The 22,809-nt window shown below is 60.1% G+C and carries 23 protein-coding genes; 9 read left to right on the top strand and 14 right to left on the bottom strand.

All coding sequences use genetic code 11. The features are described 5' to 3' along the window. The first annotated feature begins 44 nt into the window (after window positions 1-44). The 7 genes from DOM66_RS07645 (at window position 45) to DOM66_RS07675 (ending at window position 9,480) form a co-directional block, all read left to right on the top strand. Window positions 45-1,442: a GntP family permease gene (locus DOM66_RS07645; protein ID WP_110689753.1), complete on the top strand. Its 1,398-nt coding sequence runs from the start codon at window positions 45-47 to the stop codon at window positions 1,440-1,442. A 401-nt stretch (window positions 1,443-1,843) separates the two neighbouring features. Further along, the gene (locus tag DOM66_RS07650) at window positions 1,844-2,323 is read left to right on the top strand and encodes an FUSC family protein (protein WP_157959014.1); all 480 of its coding nucleotides are present in this window, start codon (window positions 1,844-1,846) and stop codon (window positions 2,321-2,323) included. A 361-nt stretch (window positions 2,324-2,684) separates the two neighbouring features. Then, on the top strand, window positions 2,685-3,854 hold the full coding sequence (locus DOM66_RS07655) for an isovaleryl-CoA dehydrogenase (RefSeq protein WP_110689755.1): 1,170 nt from the start codon (window positions 2,685-2,687) through the stop codon (window positions 3,852-3,854). Between the two features lie 9 nt (window positions 3,855-3,863). After that, window positions 3,864-5,471 (top strand): carboxyl transferase domain-containing protein, encoded by a 1,608-nt coding sequence (locus DOM66_RS07660; RefSeq protein ID WP_110689756.1) that lies wholly within the window; start codon window positions 3,864-3,866, stop codon window positions 5,469-5,471. A 145-nt stretch (window positions 5,472-5,616) separates the two neighbouring features. After that, window positions 5,617-6,444: an enoyl-CoA hydratase-related protein gene (locus tag DOM66_RS07665; RefSeq protein ID WP_110689757.1), complete on the top strand. Its 828-nt coding sequence runs from the start codon at window positions 5,617-5,619 to the stop codon at window positions 6,442-6,444. Further along, window positions 6,441-8,579 carry an acetyl/propionyl/methylcrotonyl-CoA carboxylase subunit alpha gene (locus tag DOM66_RS07670; RefSeq protein ID WP_110689758.1) on the top strand — a complete coding sequence of 713 codons (2,139 nt, stop codon included), beginning with the start codon at window positions 6,441-6,443 and terminating at the stop codon, window positions 8,577-8,579. The genes DOM66_RS07665 and DOM66_RS07670 overlap by 4 nt, the downstream gene beginning before the upstream one ends. Before the next feature lies 1 nt (window position 8,580). Continuing rightward, window positions 8,581-9,480, top strand: a complete 900-nt coding sequence (locus tag DOM66_RS07675) for a hydroxymethylglutaryl-CoA lyase (protein ID WP_110689759.1) — start codon at window positions 8,581-8,583, stop codon at window positions 9,478-9,480. A gap of 20 nt (window positions 9,481-9,500) precedes the next feature. On the opposite strand, the gene DOM66_RS07680 is transcribed toward DOM66_RS07675, so the two are convergent. The 13 genes from DOM66_RS07680 to pdxY form a co-directional block, all read right to left on the bottom strand. After that, entirely contained in the window at window positions 9,501-10,046 is a 546-nt protein-coding gene (locus DOM66_RS07680; protein ID WP_110689760.1) for a hypothetical protein, read from the bottom strand. A gap of 401 nt (window positions 10,047-10,447) precedes the next feature. Beyond that, a complete protein-coding gene (locus tag DOM66_RS07690) occupies window positions 10,448-10,741 on the bottom strand; it encodes a putative quinol monooxygenase (protein WP_110689761.1) in 294 nt (97 codons plus the stop codon). Between the two features lie 24 nt (window positions 10,742-10,765). Continuing rightward, entirely contained in the window at window positions 10,766-11,236 is a 471-nt protein-coding gene (locus DOM66_RS07695) for a GNAT family N-acetyltransferase (protein WP_110689762.1), read from the bottom strand. A 53-nt stretch (window positions 11,237-11,289) separates the two neighbouring features. After that, a complete protein-coding gene (locus DOM66_RS07700; protein WP_110689763.1) occupies window positions 11,290-11,676 on the bottom strand; it encodes a tautomerase family protein in 387 nt (128 codons plus the stop codon). A gap of 146 nt (window positions 11,677-11,822) precedes the next feature. Beyond that, window positions 11,823-12,944 (bottom strand): PIN domain-containing protein, encoded by a 1,122-nt coding sequence (locus DOM66_RS19525; protein ID WP_157959015.1) that lies wholly within the window; start codon window positions 12,942-12,944, stop codon window positions 11,823-11,825. A gap of 96 nt (window positions 12,945-13,040) precedes the next feature. Continuing rightward, complete coding sequence (locus DOM66_RS07705; RefSeq protein ID WP_223161923.1) at window positions 13,041-14,360, bottom strand: RNA-directed DNA polymerase; 1,320 nt, start codon at window positions 14,358-14,360, stop codon at window positions 13,041-13,043. A 362-nt stretch (window positions 14,361-14,722) separates the two neighbouring features. Beyond that, the gene (locus DOM66_RS19530) at window positions 14,723-15,010 is read right to left on the bottom strand and encodes a hypothetical protein (protein ID WP_157959016.1); all 288 of its coding nucleotides are present in this window, start codon (window positions 15,008-15,010) and stop codon (window positions 14,723-14,725) included. A 37-nt stretch (window positions 15,011-15,047) separates the two neighbouring features. Beyond that, window positions 15,048-15,269: a hypothetical protein gene (locus DOM66_RS19535; RefSeq protein ID WP_157959017.1), complete on the bottom strand. Its 222-nt coding sequence runs from the start codon at window positions 15,267-15,269 to the stop codon at window positions 15,048-15,050. A gap of 349 nt (window positions 15,270-15,618) precedes the next feature. Continuing rightward, the gene (locus tag DOM66_RS07710) at window positions 15,619-15,918 is read right to left on the bottom strand and encodes a hypothetical protein (RefSeq protein ID WP_110689764.1); all 300 of its coding nucleotides are present in this window, start codon (window positions 15,916-15,918) and stop codon (window positions 15,619-15,621) included. Window positions 15,919-16,008: 90 nt separating this feature from the next. Continuing rightward, entirely contained in the window at window positions 16,009-16,638 is a 630-nt protein-coding gene (locus DOM66_RS07715) for a transcriptional regulator (protein WP_188115154.1), read from the bottom strand. A 608-nt stretch (window positions 16,639-17,246) separates the two neighbouring features. Further along, complete coding sequence (locus DOM66_RS07720; RefSeq protein WP_110689765.1) at window positions 17,247-17,645, bottom strand: MerR family transcriptional regulator; 399 nt, start codon at window positions 17,643-17,645, stop codon at window positions 17,247-17,249. Between the two features lie 107 nt (window positions 17,646-17,752). Next, on the bottom strand, window positions 17,753-18,625 hold the full coding sequence (locus DOM66_RS07725) for a DUF72 domain-containing protein (protein ID WP_110689766.1): 873 nt from the start codon (window positions 18,623-18,625) through the stop codon (window positions 17,753-17,755). 3 nt (window positions 18,626-18,628) lie between these two features. After that, window positions 18,629-19,501: a pyridoxal kinase PdxY gene (pdxY, locus tag DOM66_RS07730; RefSeq protein WP_110689767.1), complete on the bottom strand. Its 873-nt coding sequence runs from the start codon at window positions 19,499-19,501 to the stop codon at window positions 18,629-18,631. 431 nt (window positions 19,502-19,932) lie between these two features. On the opposite strand from pdxY, the gene mltA reads away from it, so the two are divergent. Beyond that, the gene (mltA, locus tag DOM66_RS07735; RefSeq protein ID WP_110689768.1) at window positions 19,933-21,057 is read left to right on the top strand and encodes a murein transglycosylase A; all 1,125 of its coding nucleotides are present in this window, start codon (window positions 19,933-19,935) and stop codon (window positions 21,055-21,057) included. Window positions 21,058-21,126: 69 nt separating this feature from the next. On the opposite strand, the gene DOM66_RS07740 is transcribed toward mltA, so the two are convergent. After that, on the bottom strand, window positions 21,127-21,693 hold the full coding sequence (locus DOM66_RS07740) for an HdeD family acid-resistance protein (protein ID WP_110673779.1): 567 nt from the start codon (window positions 21,691-21,693) through the stop codon (window positions 21,127-21,129). Between the two features lie 180 nt (window positions 21,694-21,873). Between DOM66_RS07740 and DOM66_RS07745 the strand changes: the two genes are divergently transcribed. Next, window positions 21,874-22,800, top strand: a complete 927-nt coding sequence (locus tag DOM66_RS07745) for an oxidoreductase (RefSeq protein WP_110689769.1) — start codon at window positions 21,874-21,876, stop codon at window positions 22,798-22,800. The last annotated feature ends 9 nt before the right edge of the window (window positions 22,801-22,809 follow it).

Below are 22,809 nucleotides of genomic sequence, written 5' to 3' on the forward strand. Positions count from 1 at the left end.
CGGCGTGTCTGCGCCACGAGCCCCCGACACAAGGGCCTGGCGCCATGAGTACCCTGGCTATCGTCGTCTCGCTGATCCTGCTGATCGTGCTCGCCTATCGCGGCATCACCGTGCTGCTGCTGGCGCCGCTGATGGCATCGCTGGCGGTACTGCTATCCGGCGATGGCGGGCTGCTGCTGCCGATCTACACCGACACCTTCATGAAGGCGCTCGGCGGCTATCTGATAAAGTTCTTCCCGCTGTTCATTCTGGGGGCGCTGTTCGGCCAGCTGATGGCCGACTCCGGCGCCGCGCATGCCATCGCGCGCTGGATCATCAAGCGCCTCGGCACCCGCCACGTGGTGCTGACCGTGGTGCTGGCCTGCGCCATTCTCACCTATGGCGGGGTGTCGCTGTTCGTGGTCGCGTTCGCGGTCTTCCCCATCGGTGCGGCGCTGTTCCGCGAGACCGGCACGCCCAAGCGGCTGATCCCCGGCGCCATCGCCCTGGGCTCGTTCACCTTCACCATGACCGCGCTCCCCGGTACGCCGGCGATCCAGAACGCGATCCCGATTCCGTTCTTCCACACCACCAGCTTCGCAGCGCCAGGGCTAGGCATCATCGCCGGGGCGATGATGCTGGGGCTGGGTACCTGGTGGCTGCAGTCACGGGTGAGCCGGGCGACACGCCGGGGCGAGGGCTACGGCCAGCACCCGGATGAGAAGATCGAGACCCTCGACGCCGCGGCCAGCGTACCGGAGATCAGCACCCTGGCCGCCTTCACCCCGCTGGTGATGGTGATTCTGCTCAATGGCCTGCTGACCTACTGGATTCTGCCGAGTCTCGACTTCTCCGGGCTGCCGGAAGCGCGCTTCGGCACGCTCGACCCCAGCGCCATGCTCGGGCTGTGGGCGATCATCATCGCACTGCTGATCTCCTGCGCCTGGCTGGTCATCAGCCGCTGGCGCCACTGGGCGGATCTCAAGGGCACCATCAACAAGGGCTGCTTCGGCTCGATGCTGCCGGTGTTCAACACCGCTTCCGAGGTCGGCTACGGCGCGGTGATCGCCAGCCTCGCCGGCTTCGTCATCATCCGCGATGCGGTGCTGAGTCTGGCGCCGGGCAATCCGCTGATCTCCGAGGCGGTGTCGATGAACGTACTGGCGGCGGTCACCGGCTCCTCCTCCGGCGGCATGAGCATCGCCCTCAGCGTACTCGGCGACGACTATCTGCGCATGGCCAACGCCGCGGGGCTCAATCCAGAGCTGATGCACCGGGTCGCCACCATCGCCGCCGGCGGCATGGATACGCTGCCCCACTCCGGCGCGGTGATCACGCTGCTGGCGATCTGCGGCCTCACCCACCGCCAGGCCTACCCCAATATCGCCATGGTCACCATCGTGGTGCCGATGATCACGCTGGTCGCGGTGATCACCCTGGGCACCCTGTTCGGAAGTTTCTGAGCCGAGGAACGATGCCCACCCCAGCGCCCCGCTGACAGCGGGGCCCGACTACGACCGCCGCCACGCTACCGAATGGCGCCACGCTACCGAATGGCGGCTTGATGCTATGACAGGTTGACGTCCACCGGGTCTGTCGCCGAAAGGTTTTGCCTTGGGCTAGCGCAGGGCGCCCCCTATAATGGATCCAGCGTTGTCGGGGAACATCCGCTAACCCCTAGTTGAAAGCGACAAGGAAGGTGGAGATTTTCTCGGATCCCGAACGCGTTCTTCACACTCATTTTCGCGCACTCTCCATATATCGAGAGAGATCCATCAGCCGAAGACAACGGCATTAAAACCTATAGCCTCATAGCGCCTTGGAACACTCCATGAAAAGACCTTGGGCTCCTCTCGAGCAAAGCATGCTGTTCTCACTGCCGTTGGCTTTGACTGCCTGCCTTGCTTACGCCATAGGCTCTCATATCACTGGCTGGTTTCATGCGCCCTCGGCTGAGATTGGCGGTCTGTGGTCGGCTATTTCGGGCATCGTCGTGTTTCAGGCCAGCCCGAAAGAGTCCATATCCTCCGCCTCGCTGCGTGTCGTTGGCACTGCCATCGGCGCCATCTTCTGTGCCATATATCTGTACTTTTTCGACTTCACGCTCTATGGCTTTGGCCTGACCATTTTGCTCACGGCATGGGTCTGCCAAATGACAAACATTCCAGATCATGCCCGACTCGCCTGTATTACCGTTGCAGTCATCATGGTCACGGAGGCTGCCAACCCCAATCTTGATAGCACGTTGAACGCCTCGTTGAGATTTGGTGAATCCTGTATAGGCACGGCACTGGCCATTTTCTTCAGCTATCTAAGAGGCTTGGTAAAAGGTCATCCTGGTTAAAACCAGCCTCCTTCCAAAAGCCGGCTGACGCCTGGCGCTGAAAATCGTTATCCCACGTTCCACGAAGCTCAGAAATGCCTGCACCTTCGTGACACGTTGATGTCGCGACAGTAAAGGTAAGACGTCTCGAGAGAGCGGGACCGATGTCGGCACAGTCGCTGCAGGAGGCGTGGAGCGGCATTCGCCCCGTCGAGCTCGGGGGGCAGTCCTGAGAAGGTGCGACAGTCCTAGACCATGGTCGAGGGCCTCTGGCTCTACCCGCTAATTGACGTTAACGTCAACGTATAAAGTCGAGAACACCTGCGAGCCCCAGGCGCCCGCGCCCCCGCGTTCTCGCCCATCGACAGCGGAGGATCATCCGATGCACGCCCCCTACACCGAGCTCGATTTCGGCCTCGACGACGAACTGAACATGCTGCGCGAGCAGGTCAATGCCTTCGCCCGGGACGAGATCGCCCCGCGCGCGGCCCAGATCGACCACGACAACGCCTTCCCCGCGGACCTGTGGCAGAAGTTCGGCGACATGGGCCTGCTCGGTATCACCGTCAGCGAAGACGACGGCGGCAGCGGCATGGGCTACCTGGCCCACTGTATCGCCATGGAGGAGATCTCCCGAGCCAGCGCCTCGGTGGGGCTCTCCTACGGCGCCCATGCCAATCTCTGCGTCAACCAGATCAAGCTCAACGCCACGGCCGAGCAGAAGGCCAAGTACCTGCCCGGGCTGATCAGCGGCGAGCACGTCGGGGCGCTGGCGATGTCCGAGCCCGGCGCCGGCTCGGACGTGGTCTCGATGAGTCTGCGCGCCGACAGACACGGCGATCACTACGTGCTCAACGGCAACAAGATGTGGATCACCAACGGCCCCGACGCCGACGTACTGGTGGTCTACGCCAAGACCGACCCGGAGGCCGGCGCCAAGGGCATCACCGCCTTTCTGATCGAGAAGGGGTTCGCCGGTTTCTCCACCGCGCAGAAGCTCGACAAGCTGGGCATGCGCGGCTCCAACACCTGCGAGCTGGTATTCGAGGATTGCCAGGTACCGGCGGAGAACGTACTGGGTGAGGAGAATCGCGGCGTACGCGTGCTGATGAGCGGGCTCGACTACGAGCGCACGGTGCTCGCCGCCGGCCCGATCGGGATCATGCAGGCGTGTCTGGACGTGGTGGTGCCCTACGTCCATGAGCGCAAGCAGTTCGGTCAGGCAATCGGCGAGTTCCAGCTGATCCAGGGCAAGCTCGCCGACATGTACACCACGCTCAACGCCTGCCGCGCCTATCTCTACGCCGTGGCCGGCGCCTGCGACCGCGGCCGGACCAGCCGCAAGGATGCGGCCGGGGTGATCCTCTACTGCGCCGAGAAGGCGACCCAGATGGCGCTGGATGCCATCCAGCTGCTCGGCGGCAACGGCTATATCAACGAGTATCCCACCGGGCGGCTGCTACGCGACGCCAAGCTCTATGAGATCGGTGCCGGCACCAGCGAGATTCGGCGGATGTTGATTGGCCGGGAATTGTTCTCCGAATCGGCGTAGGAGGGTCGCATGGCCATACTGAGTAGCCAGATCAACCCCCGTGCCGAGGCCTTCCAGGCCAATGCCCAGGCGCTGCGGGCCGAGGTCGACAAACTCCACGCGCTGAGCGCCGAGATCGCCCGGGGCGGCGGCGACAAGGCGCGCGCCCGGCACGAGTCCCGCGGCAAGCTGTTCGTGCGCGAGCGTATCGACCAGTTGCTCGACGAGGGCGCGGCCTTTCTCGAGATCGGCGCGCTGGCGGCCCACGAGGTATACGACACCCCGGTGCCCGCCGCCGGCGTGGTCGCCGGCATCGGCCGGGTCAGCGGCGTGGAGTGCGTGATCGTCGCCAACGACGCTACGGTCAAGGGCGGCACCTACTTCCCGCTGACGGTGAAGAAGCACCTGCGCGCCCAGGAGATCGCCCGCAAGCACCGCCTGCCCTGCCTCTATCTGGTCGACTCCGGCGGCGCCTACCTGCCGGAGCAGGACGAGGTCTTCCCCGACCACGACGACTTCGGCCGCATCTTCTACAACCAGGCCACGCTCTCCGCCGCCGGCATCCCGCAGATCGCGGTGGTGATGGGCTCGTGCACCGCCGGCGGCGCCTACGTGCCGGCGATGGCGGATGAATCGATCATCGTGCGCAACCAGGGCACCATCTTTCTCGGCGGGCCGCCGCTGGTGAAGGCCGCCACCGGTGAGACCATCAGCGCCGAGGATCTCGGTGGCGCGGATGTGCACGCAAAGATCAGCGGCGTGGTCGACCACTATGCCGAGAACGACGCCCATGCGCTGCAGCTCGCCCGCCGCGCGGTCTCCCGGCTCAACTGGCGCAAGCGCGGCGAGCTGGCGCTGCGGGAATCCCGCCCGCCGCGGCTCGACCCTTCGGAGCTCTACGGCATCGTCGGCACCGACCTGCGCAAGCCGTATGACGTGCGCGAGGTGATCGGGCGGCTGGTGGACGACTCCGACTTCGACGAGTTCAAGCGCTACTACGGCGACACCCTGGTCACCGGCTTCGCCCACTGGTGCGGCCACCCGGTGGGTATCGTCGCCAACAACGGGGTGCTGTTCTCGGAGTCCGCGCAGAAGGGCGCGCACTTCATCGAACTCTGTGCCCAGCGCCAGATCCCGCTGATCTTTCTACAGAACATCACCGGCTTCATGGTCGGCTCGAAGTACGAGCAGGAGGGCATCGCCAAGCACGGCGCCAAGCTGGTCACCGCCGTGGCCTGCGCCAAGGTGCCCAAGTTCACCGTGCTGATCGGCGGCAGCTTCGGCGCCGGCAACTACGGCATGTGCGGCCGCGCCTATGACCCCAACCTGCTGTTCATGTGGCCCAACGCGCGCATCTCGGTGATGGGCGGCGAGCAGGCCGCCAACGTGCTGGCGCAGGTGAAACGCGAGCAGATGGAGCGCGACGGCAGCGACTGGCCAGAAGACGAGGAAGCCGCCTTCAAGGCGCCGATCCGCGAGCAGTACGAGCGTCAGGGGCACCCGTACTACGCCAGCGCCCGGCTGTGGGACGACGGCGTGATAGATCCATTGCAGACCCGGGATGTGATCGGCCTGGCGCTCTCCGCCGCATTGAACGCAGAGATCGAAGAGACGCGTTTCGGCGTCTTCAGGATGTAATCCTAAAGGGGCTGCGCTCGCTCATGCTTTGTTAAAAATCGGCTCAAAGTACTCATTTACACGCTCGTAAACTCCGTCTTTTCGCCGATTTTTGCCTCGCCTGAGCATCGCTCGCCACCTTTAGCGGATAGAGGGAAACGGCTAAATGAGCACCCATCACTGCCAACTGGATATCGATGCCCGCGGCGTCGCGCGGCTGACGCTGGACCGCCCGGCGGTGCACAACGCCTTCGACGATGCCTTGATCGCCACACTCAACGCCCATCTCGAACGCCTCCACGCCCTGGCTGCGAGCGGCGAGGTGCGGGTGGTGGTGCTCGGCTCCCAGGGCAAGCACTTCTCCGCCGGGGCGGATCTCGCCTGGATGAAGCGCATGGTCGACTACAGCGTCGACGACAATCTGGCCGACTCGCGCCAGCTCTCGCGCCTGATGCACGGGCTGGACACCCTACCCTGCCCCACGCTCTGCCGGGTGCAGGGTGCGGCCTACGGTGGCGCGGTGGGGCTGGCCGCCTGCTGCGATCTGGTGATCGCCTCAGATGCGGCGCGCTTCTGCCTCTCCGAGGTCAAGATCGGCCTCTCGCCGGCAGTGGTCGGGCCCTATGTCCAGCGCGCCATCGGCGCCCGCCAGATGCGCCGCTACGCGCTGACCGCCGAGGTGATCGACGCCGCCACCGCCCGCGAACTGGGGCTGGTACACCAGGTGGTGACTGGCGACGCGCTGGATGAAGAGATCGAACGCCAGATCGACACCCTGCTCGCCGCCTCTCCCCAGGCCCAGCGCGCCACCAAGGCGCTGCTCGCGCAGATCGCCCGCGAACCGGAGAGCGACGCCACCCGCGAGGCCGCGTGCCGCACCATCAGCGAGCTGCGGGTCAGCGCCGAAGGCCAGGAGGGGCTGGCCGCCTTCTTCGACAAACGCCCGCCCGCCTGGCTCGTGGCCAGCGGCGGCGACAAGGAGCCGCGCTCATGAGTCTCGCCACTGCGCCCCGCCCGCTGCGCGCCGTGCTGATCGCCAATCGCGGCGAGATCGCCTGCCGGGTGATCCGCACCGCGCGGCGCCTCGGCCTGCGTACCATCGCGGTCTATTCGGATGCCGACGCCCGCGCCCGCCACGTGCGCGAGGCCGACGAAGCGATCCGCCTCGGCCCGGCGACGGCCGGCGAGAGCTATCTCGCCATCGACAAGGTCATCCAGGCTGCCCAGCGCAGCGGCGCCGACGCCATTCACCCGGGCTACGGCTTTCTCTCCGAGAACGCCGAGTTCGTCGCCGCCTGCGACGACGCCGGGCTCGTCTTCATCGGCCCACCGGCCAGCGCCATCGCCGCCATGGGCGACAAGGCCGCGGCCAAGGCGCGCATGGCCCAGGCCGGCGTACCGCTGGTGCCCGGCTATCACGGCGAAGCGCAGGACGATGCCTTGCTGCGGGAAGAGGCCGGCAAGATCGGCTACCCGGTGCTGCTCAAGGCCAGCGCCGGGGGCGGCGGCAAGGGCATGCGGGTGGTCGAGTCCGAGCGTGAGTTCCAGGCGGCGCTCGACGGCTGCCGCCGCGAATCCCGCGCCGCCTTCGGCGATGAGCGCATGCTGATCGAGAAGTATCTGACCCAGCCGCGCCATGTCGAAGTGCAGGTGTTCTGCGACAGCCTCGGGGGCGGCGTCTACCTGTTCGAGCGCGACTGCAGCGTGCAGCGGCGCCATCAGAAGGTGCTCGAAGAGGCCCCCGCGCCGAACCTGCCCGAGGCGCTGCGCCGCGAGATGGGCGAGGCCGCCGTGCGCGCCGCCCAGGAGATCGGCTATGTCGGCGCCGGCACGGTGGAGTTCCTGCTGGATGCCGGCGCCGAAACCGCTCAGGAGAGCGGCTCGCCGTTCTTCTTCATGGAGATGAACACCCGGCTGCAGGTCGAGCACCCGGTGACCGAGATGATCAGCGGCGAGGATCTGGTCGAGTGGCAGCTACGGGTCGCCGCCGGCCTGGCGCTGCCCAAGGCGCAGAACGAACTGACGCTCACCGGCCACGCCATCGAATCGCGGCTCTACGCCGAAGACCCGGACAACGATTTCCTCCCCGCCACCGGCAAGCTCCTGCGCTTTGCGCTGCCGTTGGAGAGCGCCGATTCGCACGGACGCATCCGCCTGGATAGCGGCGTCGAGGCCGGCGACACGGTGACCATGCACTACGACCCGATGCTGGCCAAGCTGATCGTCCACGGCGAGGATCGCGGCCAGGCCCTGGCCGAAATGGCCCGCGCCCTGGCCGCGCTGGATATCAGCGGCGTGACCACCAATCGCCGCTTCCTGCAGAGGCTGGTGACCCACCCGGACTTCATCGCCGCCGAGCTGGATACCCGCTTCATCGAGCACCATCACGACGATCTGTTCGCCGCGCCCCACGCCACCGATGCCGATATCGCCCGCGCGGCCCTGGTGGCGATGGAGCATCTTGCTAAAGGAGCACCGCGCGCCGACGACCCCTGGCAGCGTCGCGACGGCTGGCGGCTCAACGCACCGCGCCGGCTACGTCTCGCCTTTCAGGAGACCGACGGCAGCGGCGCATACGAGGTGATCGCCACCCAGGCGCTGACTCAGGATCTGGCACAGGAGCCAGCACAGGCGACCTGGCAGCTTCAGGTGCAGCGCGACGGCGAGGAGACGAGCCGGTTCGCCGGGCAGTGTCAGCGCCTCGACAACGACACCCTGGCGCTCACCCTGGATGGCCATCGTCAGCGCCTCTTCGCCCGGCTCGACCCGGCAAGCGAAGGCGACGCCATCGTGCTCACCGCCGCAGGTCAAGAGTCGCGCCTGATCTGGCACCGCGCCGACCGCGCCGACCATCTGCCGCAAGAGGCCGAAGCCAAGCTGACCGCGCCGATGCACGGCACCGTGGTGGCGCTGCTGGTCGAACCCGGACAGACAGTGGAGAAAGGCACGCCGCTGGTGGTGGTGGAAGCGATGAAGATGGAGCACACCCTGAGCGCCCCCGCCGACGGCGCGGTGGAGGCCTTCCATGTCGCGGTGGGGGACGCCGTGGCGCAGGGGGATGAGCTGCTCGCTTTCGCCAACGCCGAGGCGATGACCAACGCCGGCACCGACACGCGCGGGGACAACTGAGATGGGGATGCCGAAACAGGTCAGCGTGGTGGAGGTCGGCCCGCGGGACGGACTACAGAACGAAGCCGAGCCCATCGCCACCGCCGCCAAGCTGGAACTGATCGAACGGCTCGGCGCGGCAGGGCTCAAGCGGATCGAAGCGGCGAGTTTCGTCTCGCCCAAATGGGTGCCGCAGATGGCGGATCACCGCGAGGTAATGACCGGCATTCGCCGCCGGCCGGAGGTGGTCTACTCCGCACTCACGCCCAATCTCAAAGGGCTGGAAGCCGCGCTGGAGTGCGGCGTCGAGGAGGTCGCCGTTTTCGCGGCGGCGAGCGAAGCGTTCTCCCACAAGAACATCAACTGCTCCATCGCCGATTCGCTGGCGCGCTTCGAACCGGTGATCGAACGCGCCCGGGAAGCCGGCGTGCGCGTGCGCGGCTATGTCTCCTGCGTGCTCGGCTGCCCCTACGAAGGCGAAGTCTCCCCCCAGCGGGTCGCCGAGGTCTCCCGGGCGCTTTATGAGATGGGCTGCTATGAAATCTCGCTGGGCGACACCATCGGCGTCGGCACACCGCTCGCGGCCAAGCGCCTGCTCGACGCCGTAGGCCGAGATATCCCCAGGGACAAGCTCGCCGCCCACTTCCACGACACCTACGGCCAGGCGCTGGCCAACCTCTACGCCGTGCTCGAAGAGGGCATCAGCGTGATCGACAGCGCCGTCGCCGGCCTCGGCGGCTGCCCCTACGCCAAAGGCGCAACAGGCAATGTGGCCACGGAAGACGTGATCTACCTGCTCAACGGCCTCGGCATCGACAGCGGCGTGGATCTGGATAACTTGGCAGAGACAGGGGTGTGGATAACACAGACGATCGGCAAGCCAAATCGGTCGAGGGTGGGGGTAGCGCTGGCGGCGCGCTAGTCATTCTCGGGTCGGCCAATCTAGGCCCCGCGACCTAGCTGGGATTGCAGCGCTAGAGACAACTCGACATAGGTTCGTGCCGCCTCTTTCGTCGGCTCCAGATCGCGGGCCACCTCGCGACGCAGACGCCGCAGCTCGTGATACAGCGTCACCTGTGGCTGATCGATCAGCCCTGCTCGCACCAGCAACTCCGGCAGCCGAGCCGCTGATACCTCGCCCGGGCCACTCCCGCCGCCTTCCCGTGACGACAGCGACGCGCGGGCCGCGCGCTCCAGTCGGGTCCATGCCTCCAGTATCGCCGTACGGGGATGGCGCTCGGCCAGCTCGGTAAGAAATGCCTCCTCCTCACCAGCACGCACACCGACGACGTCATCCCTGCCTGGGGATAGCGAGCGCAACTGTTCGAGGTCGTGCTCGAACTCAGCCTCGATGGGCCCAGCCCGCAGCTTCTTGATGAAGGACCCAAACTGCAGGATCTGGTCGCGGAAGAGAAGCGCGAGAATCAGGGCGAACACCGGCCAGGCCAGCGACCGAACGAGGCTCGAAATGAACGTCAGCCAATCCATCGTCAGTACTCGGTTGATCCCGCGTGCATGGTCGTGACTGCGCGAGCTGGCAGTCAGAGTTTCAGGTTGGTGCAGGGATGGAAAAATTGCGAGTCCTCTCAGAGGGTGTTTACAAATTCGGCGAGCGAAGGCAAGACAAGGCGAAATCGGCCGAAAAAGCGAAGTTTACACGGGGTAAATGAGCATTTTGAGGTCGATTTCAACGCCGTATTGTCGAGCGCAGACATTTTGTAAACACCCTCTCAGATGGGGCGGCTGATAAGAGCGCATACAGCGATGCGTAGAGGTAACCGCATAGCGCTAGCGCTTAGGAAGCATTGATCATGTCTCGGTGAAAGGCGTGATCCATTTGCTCCAACGACAGCATCAGGGCCAGATCAGGCCTTAGATTTCTCCGCTATCTACTGAGGGCCCAACGGCTCATAGGAGACCGTATAGTGCCGTTCAACGTTCACGGTTACCTCACCCCAGCGAGACACTGCGACTCTCTCCTGGTGCTGTTGGAACGCAGACTCGTCGACAAATTCTTCGTAAACGTCGAAGCGACATGGGTTATCCAGATTCTCGACCACCTCGAACGTTATGCATCCCGGTTCCTCCAACGTCAAACGCTTATGCGTTTCCAGCTCATACCGCACCAAGTCAAGCTCAGTTTCTGGAATCAAGATAAAGCCCTGTAGTATGACCTTCGGCATACCTATCCCCTTCACGCCTAATCGCTATACGAGATCAAGATAGAGACGCAACATATCCTTGTGCTGAATGCCATTCTCAACAATCGGCTCAGGATAATTGTTCAAGAAATGATCGACGACAACAGCGCGGACTCTAAACCCGTGCCTCTGATAATAACCGAGCTGATGGCCAAAGGTGCCCGTGCCTAGCTCCACCCGGCGTATGCGCTTATGGGACAGCGCATCCAGAGCGAATATGAGCAAGCGAGATCCGATGCCCCCCTGCTGAAAGCTAGGGGCTACCGAGATATTGAAAATTTCGGCCACACCATCCCCTATCGGCTTCGCAACGCAGGCACCAACAATGGCACCCTCCTCAGCCTTGGCAGCAAAGCACCAGGCGCCATCTAAGTACGAAAGGATGGTCGTCTCGCACGGGTCCGCCTTGAGCAGTAGCGAGACAGGGGCTGCTGTTGGAGAAACCTCCAGATACGAGAGGGTATCGGGTCTGTTCATAGCGCAAAGAGCCTATCGCAAGGCCTCAAGCAATCACCAGCAATGGCCACACATCAAACATTCACCGAATATTGCAGATCACGCGCTTCATCACCGGTCATGCCACGAAATCCCCAGCAGTGAGCGGGCTGCTCCTTGAGCGTGATCTCGACATCGGTGGGCGATATGCCGATCTCCGCTTCTATCTGTCGGAAAAGCGCCTTGATCAGTGCCTTCTGCGTCTCCTTAGAGCGCCCCTGCATCATGTTGATTTCGATGACCGTGTAAGCCGACGTTCTATCGTCAGGAAAGTAGAAATCCTCTGCCTCCAGCGGTACGAACCGATGGGCACGCTTGCCCGCCGGCATCCCGAGAACATCCTGCATGCAGCCATGAATGACATTCGAAAGCTGCGCCTTGATAGGCTTCAAGTACGCCTTGATGCCATAAACGACGATCATGCTAGTCTCCAAGGGTTTTGTGTTTAACAAATCGATTCAAAAAGATCTTAATTAGTAGAACCACTGAAAACTAGCGCCCGGCTCACGCACCAGTCTGGAGCTGCGAAGCGACGGAAAATCGGTCTCCGTGCAGCCGATTGTTATATCTATTGTTCTTCATGCCACCAATCCGGCTCAATATCGCCAAAATCAACATCTGAAGGATAGGAAAGAAGCTCAAAACTAGTTAGCTCTATATCCTCTTGGCACTCTTCAAAATCTCCTTCAAACGTAAGAAGGATCTCAGATACAAATTGTAAACCCGACGAAGCAGAAGCGTTACCGATAGGCACATAGTCTTTGTCTATAGAGTCTCGGACGGTAAGAGAGAATGACGTTGATACCGTGGCTGTGACCATGATCTTTGCTTCGACGATCAGTGTTCCGTTCTGACCCTGCACAGGTTGGAGAAGTGCATTCCCTTCTTCGTCGACCAAGAACTCAAATTCATCTAACACAACCTCGACGTAGTCTGGTTCGTAGAAAAACTGAGAAGAAGCATCTGGATATAGGTTTATCTCACCAACAGCATCAGAAACGTACTGACTTATCATTTCGTACAGAGCTGAAGGTTCTCCATATGGCAACGTTCCAGCAATATGAGTACAGAACTCAATAGCCGATGAATGTGGCTGAAAAGCAGCAATCGCCTCTGCGAGGTCTTCCACTACATCAATAAAATTTGATTCATCAGAAAAACGCTTCCAATCGCCATCTTTCGCAACGGCTAGAATTTTTGTTTTATACTCTTTCGCCCAAGATTCCAGCGACATTAGAGCTATAGCGTCAGGAAACTCATTCTTTTTGCTACCCACGGGAGCAAACGGTGCTTCAGCACCAAAGTATTTTTTAATGATTTTGTCTAGACCAACACGACCTGTGGCAGGGATTATCTCAGCACCAGTTTTCTCAATAAAGGAGGCCAGTCTCTTCTTAGCCACCTCTGCATCATCAATGGGTGGAACCAATGATTCGGTGGCAGTTCTTGCACTCTCTTCGGACACAGATAAGCTCAGAACGCTCTCACGTATTGCCTTAACTACTTGATCCCTTGAGTCTGAGGCTTTTCGTTTCAGATGAATATGAACTTCTCTCAATACAATTTCTGACAATACAAGGTGGGACGGCTTGCCATTAAACTGCTCAAGCGTCTTCAAAATCCCAGACTCCAACCTCAGTCCTTTTTGATCAAAAATTGATGTATCTATTGTGATAGCACCATAATCCATAATCCATTTCTCATCTATTTCGCTCCAATTAACATAACGCCACGCTCCGTGGCAAGTTTGGAGCGAAGCGGAAAATTGTCCGACAGCAGCGCCTTGTTAGGTTATTTTGGGTGGGTTAAATACATCTAAATGCTCTATCATTGTTACCTTCTTGGCTATTGCCTTACAGCCCACGAAAATTTTGTGTTCTTTACAGTCCTTAAACACATTACCACGATTATTTATAATCGACCGTGTTATTGGATCCTTGTATTTAGGCTTAATAGAAAGCAATTTCTCCAACCCATTACTTACAATAAAGTAACTAATCCACGATATGAGATATTTATTTCGCTCTTCTTCTTCGGAAAGAGTGGTCAGGTAACCTTCTAAATATTCTACGACAGCAGCTTGATCAATAACCCCGGAATCGCTTTTTAGCACCCCCTCTAGAATTGCTATTATTTTTGGGAATGCTTTAGTTCGTAGGCTTCCGAGCATGATCAACATGCTAACAACCTTTTGCAAATTAAAGTCGCCGACCTTTATTTTCAGTTTTCCGTCTTTATCGACGATATCAGCGAGAAAGCGCTCAATAACACCAGTTCCTGAGCATTCTTTATCAATTCGGATTGTCGCTAAATATAACTCCCGAAACTCTTTCCATGAGTATGATTTTTTCTTAATTGGGTGAACGGCATGATATTTAGACACCCATTCTCTAAACAACCCATCAGGGAGGGGAGAAATAGTCGTTTTTTCATCACTTAGCTCTAAACTATATTCCTTTAGCGAAGCCTGAAGAAATTTGACAACTCTCTTTGAGTCAGACTCGGACTTGGTTAGTATTCGATAATCATCTTTGAATCTAACAGCTTCGCACTCCACCCCGGAGTCCCGAACTAATTTGGTAAAATTAACATCGACGGCTGCCGCAATAATCTCTGCGATCACATCTGAGACGACCGGTCCAATTGGAACTCCATTAGTACAGCCATCGCTGGCATTTTGAAACAAGCGATCTAAGCGATTCCCGAGAAGCTTGTAGTTGTGCATGTTCTCGGGTTTTCGGATAAATTTCTTTCCGTGTATTGCCCAAGCAATACTGTGAGTGTAGATAGATGGGTAAAAGCTTTTTATGTCGGCCTTAACCATGTATCTATATTTATAAGCTTCAGAAGCAATATCATCATCAATCATTCCAATAAACTCATAAATGAGTCTACCGCTTCTAAGATAACCGACTCTTCCGGGATTTCGTGAATCTATTGGTATTGGAAATGTATAAGAAGTCACTTGGCTGTTTTTAGGAACCATCTTTTCTACAATCGTTAGCCAATTTTTAGAAATATGATAAGCAATATCGTTGTGAATTTCAGGATGAATTAAACCAAAGTTTCGATCAGTATATTCAGTTTTAGGAAAATGAATATTCAAGCACTCAGTCCTTGGCACTTTGTACTTCTTACCTCCACCTGTAACTTTGGTGTAAACCTTTGGTTTGGCTGGTCTCTTGTCTACGACAAAGCAAGGCGGAAGAACATAACTCTCAGGAAAATAGCCTCTCTCACATAACCAATGGTACACATCAGCTTTTTTAATGAACGAGCAAGCTGATTAGTCGCCTTTCTATGCTCTTTTATTGGATTGCTCAACTACAAGCTCCCTTGCTTATTTTTGGCTTTCACCTAACGCCAACCGCAGCGGCAGCCGGAACGGAGCGCCTTTTGTGCTAATGTTTGAGCCCCAGCGAGCAGCACAAAAGGTGCGGAATTTTGGCTGCCGGCTGCCGGTTTTAGTTAGGCGATTCTATTATGATACTCATGAATCCACTGTTTAATTATTGCTGGTGTAGCCAGTTCTCCAGAAACGTGAACTGACTTATCACCGAAGATTTCGGACCCTGCCGCACTCTCATAAATCATCCCCAAAATCCCATATTCCTCTTCGGTGCTCCAGAATATCGGGCCGCCACTGGGACCACTATAATCAAGGATATCCGGCAATTCATATAATTGACCAAACAAAGAGAAACGCTGAGCAGGTTGACCATTTGATAACTCAGCAATTATCTGAGCGTGAGACATAGATACACAATATCCACCACTGTCATCTTCATCCCTCCTATACTTCAATAGTGAAGGAAAACCTATAGCTATTGCATGCTTTAAATTCTCTGGCTGCAACGCAGGCGCAGTCTAAATCAATCGCTTCTTTTTCTATCGTCTCAAGAAATGCTGCATTCAGCTCTCTAATAGCAATATCTGGTTGTGGCTGACCGAAATCGGCTGATGGAATAAAGAATCTATCTTGCACGACATAAAAGCCGTTAAGCATTGTTCTCATGCTATGACTATATTCGCCATACTCTACTTCCTTTGCTCGGTATATTTCAATTATGTGCCAACAAGTAATTCCGTATGTTTTATCATTGCACTTTACGAATGTGATTGTTCCATTTGATGCAGCTTCAGTAGGTTTTGAGAAATCCAAACTCCCCCTGTCACTCTGTGTAAGATTCGGGGTAATAACTAAGCACAATGAAGCAAATCATTTTCCTTAAAAATCGCACGCAATAAAATTGCCTTCTATGCTTCCTCGTTCACCTAACGCTGAGGTAACCAGCGCCGGAGCGCCAGCGTAAGGAACCAAAGGCGGTACGTTTTTGACGTCCGGTTGACCGACTGGTTAGATTTCACTCTACCCCCCACGCTTCCTTTTCGCTGCCGGTCATAGATGAGCAAATCTGGCGGAAGGTATCGCTGAATTCAGAGCTGACGTTTCCATGGGCCCTATAGTTTGTCAGCAGATATCGTTTCACGGTATTCGGCCACCTACCTGCACTATGAGCATCATTAATGATGCCCTTCGCATCATGATAGCTAGTATCTTTCCGGACTTCGCTAAGTCTGCGTTCGAAATCTGCGAAGGTCCACTCATCAGATCGGGCCTCAAATTCATCCAGAAGTTTTTCTTTGTACTGCGCAATTGGCATGCTTGCCTCCTTATTCGTGAGTAAATCTAACGCCTGGGCTAAGCCGCCGGTACGAAGCGCAGCGCAGTACCGGTCGGTTTGAGCCCGTAGTTAAGCATCTTCCCACCGTATACGAAGAATCTCATCAATTCTCTCTTGATACTCCGGCTGGATATGAATGGGTATAATATCCACCCCTATCTCTTTTGCTATCGCGTATCGGTGATGGCCGCCATTAAAAATAACCTCACAATTTTCAAGCGGTTTGACCAGTGGAGGAGAAATCGGCCATCCCTCTGATAGATAAACTATTAGACGCGCTAGCTTATCTTTCGAACCAACTTCCCAGAGCTCTCCTTCGTCACGTCGACTATAGTGGCAAAGCTTTTTGTCAAGTTCTTGAAGAGTAATAAAGCCCAGCAAGAATCCGGCAGGGTAATACTCTGCAAATTTTTTTGGGCTCGCGCTATCTAATGAGTGACGTTGACTTTCCCGTGAAAGATCCCAATTGAATTTTATTGGCGGCCATTCCAACGAATGTGTGTCAATATACTTCTCTGACTCTCTTGATAGCTTTTGAAAAAGTAATCGCTGCGCACGATATTTTTCAAGCGTTTCACCTGCATTCTCGGCTAATATTTGATCAATGGCTTTACCTAGATCCATATCCTCGGACTTCACCTTGTGCTTAAGAGGTATTAAATAGCCCGATCGCTTTACCACTTGAACAAGCTCGCGCATTTAATACGCCTTATCTAGTCAACCTTTCGCATTTAACTTCTTGATTCCAAATAGCTTTCAGAAAAACTAGGCATGCTTTACAGAATTCACGTGCTCGCGCATTTTGCTCGGCCCAATACAACTGGGTATAGATACAGTCATTTAGCGGTGGATTGTCCGGTTGGCTTTTGCCGAAGGCCACCACGCTACCGCCAGCCATGGAGGATGACGATGGTTACCATCCTCCCAGCGCGGCTGTCCCCTGTAAGCTTGTGACTCTGTAAGCCATCTCTTGTGCTGTTATACGCACAGTAACCAAGCATCATATTAGAAACAACGCCACGAAAGCATTAGCCACTACCTGAAAAGGACTGCGCTCGCCCATGCAGCGTTAAAAATCGGCTGGAGCGCCAGCCCGGTCAAAAATGCTCATTTACACCCCCGCAAACTCCGCTTTTTCGCCGATTTTTGCCTTAGCTGCGCGCCCCGGCCTTGCCTTCGCTCGTCGACTTTTCAGACAGCGCCTAATCAATCGTGGCGTGAGAGGGAGGGGTGCTGGTGCGTTGGAAGCCGAAGATTATTTAGGCGACGGGGGCACTAGCCGCTGGGCATAACGAGAGCGGCCAGGTTCAAGAACGCTCGGATTCCTTCAACTCACCCAGTGCACTCTGGCACCGCGCTTCGACCTGATCGAGTTCGCGCTGCATGGCGCGGATGTCTTCCAGCTGGCGTTCGAGGTTGGCGCGCTTGTCGGCGAGGATTTCGAGCATGCGTTCGAGCTGGCGCACGCTGCCGTGATTGCGGTCGTCGTAGAGATCGAGCACTTCGCGTATCTCGATCAACGAGAAGCCGAGGCGCTTGCCACGCAGGGCGAGCTTGAGGCGCACACGGTCCTTGTCGCGGTAGACGCGGGTCTTGCCGCGGCGCTCGGGGGAGAGCAGGCCTTCCTGCTCGTAGAAGCGGATGGTGCGGGTGGTGACGTCGAACTGCTGCGCGAGCTCGCCAATGGCGTAGGTTGGGCCGGTCACGGGCGTTGCCTGTTGTTAACTTTTCTTCACCCTACCGGGATTTGACCTTTACGTGAAGATCAACCATGGCAGGGTGTGCTGCCGCTGTTTCTAGCGGGGCATGCCACTCAGAACAGGGATTCCTGCCGGTCACCGGCGAACTCGGCCAGCGGGGGTAGCGCAACCCGCTCGGCGAGCCGGCTGTAGCACCGGCGCGCCAGCTCCGGCGCCTGGCGATTATCCGGCGTATGCACAAAGAGAAAAGGGGTTTTCCCCTGTTTTATCCACAGGCTAAGCCGTTCTATCCACGGCGCAAAGCGCGCTGCGTTGATCGCTTCATCGAAGTGTCCGATGAAGCGCACGACAGGGTTGACCGCCGTGGAGAGCACGTGTAATGGGACTTTCGGCTTTTCGCCTTGAGCGGCTGCGAGCTTTTTGTCAAGCCCCGCGGGGGTGGCAAATAGCGCGCGAACGTCAAGCATCACGCGATCCACGCCTTGACTTATCAACAAGCGGTTGAGTGACTGCTCTGCCAACCCCTTGTGGAAAAATTCAAGCTCCCGCACTTCCACTGCGCAGGGCAGGCCCGGCGGCCAGCGCGAGAGTAGCTGCGCCAGCGCCGGCAGTTCGGCGTGGCCGAAATCCCGCGGCAGTTGAACCATCAGTGGGCCGAGCCGATCCGCCAGTGGGCCGAGGCCATCGACGAAGCGGGCGAAGTCGTCGTCGATCTCACGCAGACGCTTGGCGTGGGTGAGCTGGCCCGGCAGCTTGAAGCAGAAGCGAAAGGTCGATGGCGCCTGTGCGGCCCAGGCGGCGATGGTCTCCGCCTTGGGCAGGCCGCTGTAGAAGGTGGTGTTGCCCTCCACCGCGTTGAACACCCGAGCGTAGTCGGCCAGGCCAGCGTCACCGTGGGCCGGCAGCAGGCTGCCGCGCCAGTCGTTGTTGGCCCACATCGCCATGCCCAGGTAGAGCGGCGGCTGGGGTGTCTCTGTAAGCGTCATCGGTCAGCGCAGGCGCTCGGCGTGCAGGGTCACCGTCGGCGAGACGATATCGTGCTGGGCGCTGATCATCGCCAGTTCGCGGGTGCCGGCGCGGCGGGTGTGTTCGAACAGCATCTGCACCGAGGCGGCAGTCTGCTCCAGCGCCCGTGCCGGGCCTTCGTCGCCGAGCCCGGCCCGCAGGCTCTGGGCCAGGAACATGGCTGCGGTGAAGTCGCCGGCGCCGTTGGGCGGAATGGCGAAGTCGACCTTGGGCGTGGTAATGCGCCAGCTGCCGCTGGCGGCATCCACCAGCATGCCGATATGGCCGGCGTCGTCGTCCGCCACCTCGAGCGAGGTGACCAGCACCACCCGCGGGCCCTGGGCACGCAGCGCCGCGGTGGCGGCGAGGGCGTCTTCCAGGGTGTGGATCTCGCGCCCGGCGAGGAAGCCGAGTTCGAACTGGTTGGGGGTGACGATATCGGCGCGGCGGATGGCGTGGTCGCGCATCCATTCGGGAATTCCCTCACGCACGAAGAAGCCGCGGCCGACATCGCCCATCACCGGATCGCAGCAGTAGAGCGCCTCGGGGTTGGCCTGCTTGACCCGGTCGACGCTGTCGAGCACCGCGCGGCCGATACCTTCGTCGCCCATGTAGCCGGAGAGCACCGCGTCCACGCCGCCCAGGCCAACCAGCGACTCGACGCCGTCGAGCACATTCCGCAGATGGGCGGGCGAGAACACTTCGCCGGTGAAGGCGCCGTAACCGGTGTGGTTGGAGAACTGGACCGTGTTGATGGCGGTGACTTCCAGCCCCAGACGCTGCAGCGGGAAGACCGCGGCGCGGTTGCCGACATAGCCGTAGGCGACGTGGCTCTGGATGGAGATGACATGGGTCATGGGGCGTTCCTGCCGCGGGGAAAAAGCATAGTGTAATGCCGCAGCCGAACGAGGGGCAGGGCTAGGCCTGGCACGGCGGCGTCTCGACGCTGGCAGGCGGTGGCGATATGCTCGCGGGTTGGCGACTTAGGTGCTGTCTGAAAAGTCGACGAGCGAAGGCCAGGCAAGGCAAAAATCGGCGAAAACGCGGAGTTTACAGGGTGTAAATGAGCATTTTGAGCCGATTTTTAACGCCGCATGGGCGAGCGCAGTACTTTTCAGACAGCACCGAGGCCCCGCCGCGCCGCCACCTTACCGTGTTCAAGGATCGAAACCGCATGCTGTCAGCCGAGCGCGCCGCCGCTTCTTATTCCGTGTCGTCTTCCCCGGCGTCGTCTTCCCCCGCGCTGTCTTTTTCCGCGTCGTCTTGCCCGCTATCGACGTCTCTTCCGATGCCTCGCTCGCGCTACCGGCCAATGGCTGCGCTGCGCCGGCATTCGGCACTGCTGGGGAGCCTGCTGCTGGCGCTGGTGGTGGCGGGCTGCAGCAGCGCGCCGGTCACCAGCGTGGCGCCGAGTGGCGATGCCGATACCCGGATCGAGCGCCAGGATCGCGTCACCAGCTGGCAGCACCTTCCCGGCTGGAGTCAGGATCAGCCGATGGCGGCGTGGAGTGCCTTTCGCGAAAGCTGCACCCGGCTGGCGCGCAAGCCGCTGTGGCGCGGAGTGTGTGCCGATGCGAAATCGGTCGACCCGCTCAATGCCCAGGCGATCCAGCGCTTCTTCGAGACCCGCTTCACGCCCTACCGGGTGACCAACAGCGACGGCAGCTCGACCGGGCTGATCACCGGCTACTACGAGCCGATCCTGCGCGGCTCGCGGGTGCGCGGCGGCCCCTATCAGACGCCGCTCTACGAGTATCCGAAGTACTGGAAGAAGCACACCCACGTCGGCCCGACCCGCCGCGAGCTGATGCGCAGCGGCGATCTGAACGGCACCGAGCTGGTGTGGGTCGATGATCCGGTAGAGGCGGCTTATCTACAGATCCAGGGGTCGGGGCGCATCGAGATGACCGATGGCACCACCATGCGCGTGGCCTACGCCGGCACCAACAACCAGCCGTTTCGCTCTTTCGCCAAGCGGCTGATCGACCGCGGCGAGATCACGCCCGCCGAGGCCACGCTGCCCGGCGTGCGCGCCTGGGCCCGGCGCCACCCGAGCCAGGTGGAAGAGATGCTCAACGTCAATCCGCGCATGGTGTTCTTCCGCGAGCTGACCGGCGACCAGGCGCTCTCCGACAGCAGCGGCCCGGTGGGCGCGCTGGGGGTGCCGCTCACCTCGGAGCGCAGCATCGCGGTGGACCCCAGCGAGATCCCGCTCGGCGCACCGGTGTTTCTCTCCACCACCCAGCCGCTCTCCCAGCAGCCGCTGCAACGCCTGATGGTGGCGCAGGATACCGGCAGTGCGGTAAAGGGTGCGGTGCGCGCGGACTTCTACTGGGGCCACGGCGACGCCGCCGGCGAGGCTGCCAGCCGCATGAAGCAGCGTGGAGAGATGTGGGTGCTGATGCCCAAGTGAGCGGAAACACGCCCGGCCCTGCCGCCGATGCCGGGCGTCTCGCGACTCGGCACCGGCGGAGGTCAGGTCTCAGTGACCGGAGAACGCCTTGCGCACGCGCAGCGCGGCGATGATCTGGATCACTCCGTAGATCAGCGCGACGACGCCGATCCACAGCGCGGTGACCACCAGGCCGCTCAGCGGGCTGGCGATCAGCAGGATACCCAGCAAGAGCGCCAGCACCCCGCTGAGTACGGTCCAGCCCTCGCCGGGGGCGGTCCAGCCCTGGCCGGGCACCGGGCGGCGAATGCGCAGTGCGAGCAGCAGGCGGAACACCCCGGCGATCACCAGCCAGATGCCCACCAGCACCAGCAGGGCGCTGGCCATAGAGAGCGGGTCGAAGATCGCGAGCAGGCCGAACAGCACCGAGAACACGCCGTAACCGATCAGCCAGCCCTTGCCGGCCCCGCGATAGGCGGTGGTCGTGGTCACCAGCGTACTGATGCCCTCCGCCAGCGCCATGATGCCCATGATCCAGGTCAGCGCGGCGATCGCCCCCAGCGGCTTGAAGATCGCGATCGCGCCAAAGATCACGGCGACCACGCCGAACGCCATCAGGATCATCCAGCTGCGCCCGATCAGACTTCTCGTTGCCATCTTGCACTCCCCTCATGACCTCTGGGATATGTTATCCCTGTCTATGAACACTTGCTGATTGTCCGCCTGCCACCACGGCGCGCTTCGCCGTGATGACGAGTATCGCCGGCCAAACCTGCAGGCTGCGACCAAACTCGCAGGCCGACACTCAAAAGATAGTCCGATACGGGAGCCATCTCGATGATCGCCACGACTCACACCGCCGCGAACGCTTCCGCGCCACTCGCCGTGGTCACCGGCGCCACCGCCGGGCTGGGGCTGGAGACCGCCAAGGGCCTGGCGGCACAGGGCTATCGCGTGGTGATCGCCGCGCGCAGCGAAGAGCGCGGGCGCCTCGCCTGCCACGCCGTCCGCACGCATCATCCGGGGGCGAAGGTGCGCTTCGAAGCGCTCGATCTCGACTCGCTGGCCTCGGTACGCGCCTTCGCCGAGCTGCTGCGGGAGCAGGAGGGGTCACTGGCCCGCCTGATCAACAACGCCGGCCTGCTCGCACCGCCCCGCCGCGAGACCACCCGCGACGGCTTCGAGCGTCAGTTCGGGGTCAACTACCTGGGCCACTTCCTGCTCACCAGCCTGCTGCTGCCGCTGCTGCTCGCCGCTGGCCCGGCCACACCGGCCCGCGTGGTCCAGCTCTCCAGCCTGGCCCACCGCAGCGGCCGGATCGATTTCAACAATCTCGACGCCGCACACGACTACGACCCCTGGCGCACCTATCGCCAGTCCAAGCTGGCCATGCTGCTGTTCGCCCAGGCGCTGGCGCGGCGCAGCGAGGCCGAAGGCTGGCCGCTGGTGAGTGTCGCCGCGCATCCGGGGCTATCGCGTACCGCGCTGTTCGACAGCGGTGTGAAGAGCCGCCCGCTGCTGGGGCGCACCTTCAAGCTGCTGCTGCCGCTGATCAGCCAGTCCGCCGCCGACGGCGCCCGGCCCACCCTGCACGCCGCCCTCGCCGAGGAGGTTCACAACGGCGACTACTTCGGCCCCAACGGGCCCGGCGAGACCCGCGGTGCGCCCAAGCCCGCCCATCGCAGCGAGGCCGCCCGCGACCGCGCGGTGGAAGATCGGCTGTGGCAGGTCTCCTGTGAGCTGACCGGGGCGACCTGGGATTAGCGACCTGGG

The organism is Salinicola endophyticus, from assembly GCF_003206575.1.
In the GTDB taxonomy this organism is placed as follows: domain Bacteria; phylum Pseudomonadota; class Gammaproteobacteria; order Pseudomonadales; family Halomonadaceae; genus Salinicola; species Salinicola endophyticus.

Excerpts from the sequence above, each read along its gene's own strand:
- DOM66_RS07645 (WP_110689753.1), top strand. The coding sequence starts at position 45 with ATGAGTACCCTGGCTATCGTCGTCTCGCTGATCCTGCTGATCGTGCTC.
- DOM66_RS07650 (WP_157959014.1), top strand. The coding sequence starts at position 1,844 with ATGCTGTTCTCACTGCCGTTGGCTTTGACTGCCTGCCTTGCTTACGCC.
- DOM66_RS07655 (WP_110689755.1), top strand. The coding sequence starts at position 2,685 with ATGCACGCCCCCTACACCGAGCTCGATTTCGGCCTCGACGACGAACTG.
- DOM66_RS07660 (WP_110689756.1), top strand. The coding sequence starts at position 3,864 with ATGGCCATACTGAGTAGCCAGATCAACCCCCGTGCCGAGGCCTTCCAG.
- DOM66_RS07665 (WP_110689757.1), top strand. The coding sequence starts at position 5,617 with ATGAGCACCCATCACTGCCAACTGGATATCGATGCCCGCGGCGTCGCG.
- DOM66_RS07670 (WP_110689758.1), top strand. The coding sequence starts at position 6,441 with ATGAGTCTCGCCACTGCGCCCCGCCCGCTGCGCGCCGTGCTGATCGCC.
- DOM66_RS07675 (WP_110689759.1), top strand. The coding sequence starts at position 8,581 with ATGGGGATGCCGAAACAGGTCAGCGTGGTGGAGGTCGGCCCGCGGGAC.
- DOM66_RS07680 (WP_110689760.1), bottom strand. The coding sequence starts at position 10,046 with ATGGATTGGCTGACGTTCATTTCGAGCCTCGTTCGGTCGCTGGCCTGG.
- DOM66_RS07690 (WP_110689761.1), bottom strand. The coding sequence starts at position 10,741 with ATGCCGAAGGTCATACTACAGGGCTTTATCTTGATTCCAGAAACTGAG.
- DOM66_RS07695 (WP_110689762.1), bottom strand. The coding sequence starts at position 11,236 with ATGAACAGACCCGATACCCTCTCGTATCTGGAGGTTTCTCCAACAGCA.
- DOM66_RS07700 (WP_110689763.1), bottom strand. The coding sequence starts at position 11,676 with ATGATCGTCGTTTATGGCATCAAGGCGTACTTGAAGCCTATCAAGGCG.
- DOM66_RS19525 (WP_157959015.1), bottom strand. The coding sequence starts at position 12,944 with ATGGATTATGGTGCTATCACAATAGATACATCAATTTTTGATCAAAAA.
- DOM66_RS19530 (WP_157959016.1), bottom strand. The coding sequence starts at position 15,010 with ATGTCTCACGCTCAGATAATTGCTGAGTTATCAAATGGTCAACCTGCT.
- DOM66_RS19535 (WP_157959017.1), bottom strand. The coding sequence starts at position 15,269 with ATGAGAACAATGCTTAACGGCTTTTATGTCGTGCAAGATAGATTCTTT.
- DOM66_RS07710 (WP_110689764.1), bottom strand. The coding sequence starts at position 15,918 with ATGCCAATTGCGCAGTACAAAGAAAAACTTCTGGATGAATTTGAGGCC.
- DOM66_RS07715 (WP_188115154.1), bottom strand. The coding sequence starts at position 16,638 with ATGCGCGAGCTTGTTCAAGTGGTAAAGCGATCGGGCTATTTAATACCT.
- DOM66_RS07725 (WP_110689766.1), bottom strand. The coding sequence starts at position 18,625 with ATGACGCTTACAGAGACACCCCAGCCGCCGCTCTACCTGGGCATGGCG.
- pdxY (WP_110689767.1), bottom strand. The coding sequence starts at position 19,501 with ATGACCCATGTCATCTCCATCCAGAGCCACGTCGCCTACGGCTATGTC.
- mltA (WP_110689768.1), top strand. The coding sequence starts at position 19,933 with ATGCCTCGCTCGCGCTACCGGCCAATGGCTGCGCTGCGCCGGCATTCG.
- DOM66_RS07740 (WP_110673779.1), bottom strand. The coding sequence starts at position 21,693 with ATGGCAACGAGAAGTCTGATCGGGCGCAGCTGGATGATCCTGATGGCG.
- DOM66_RS07745 (WP_110689769.1), top strand. The coding sequence starts at position 21,874 with ATGATCGCCACGACTCACACCGCCGCGAACGCTTCCGCGCCACTCGCC.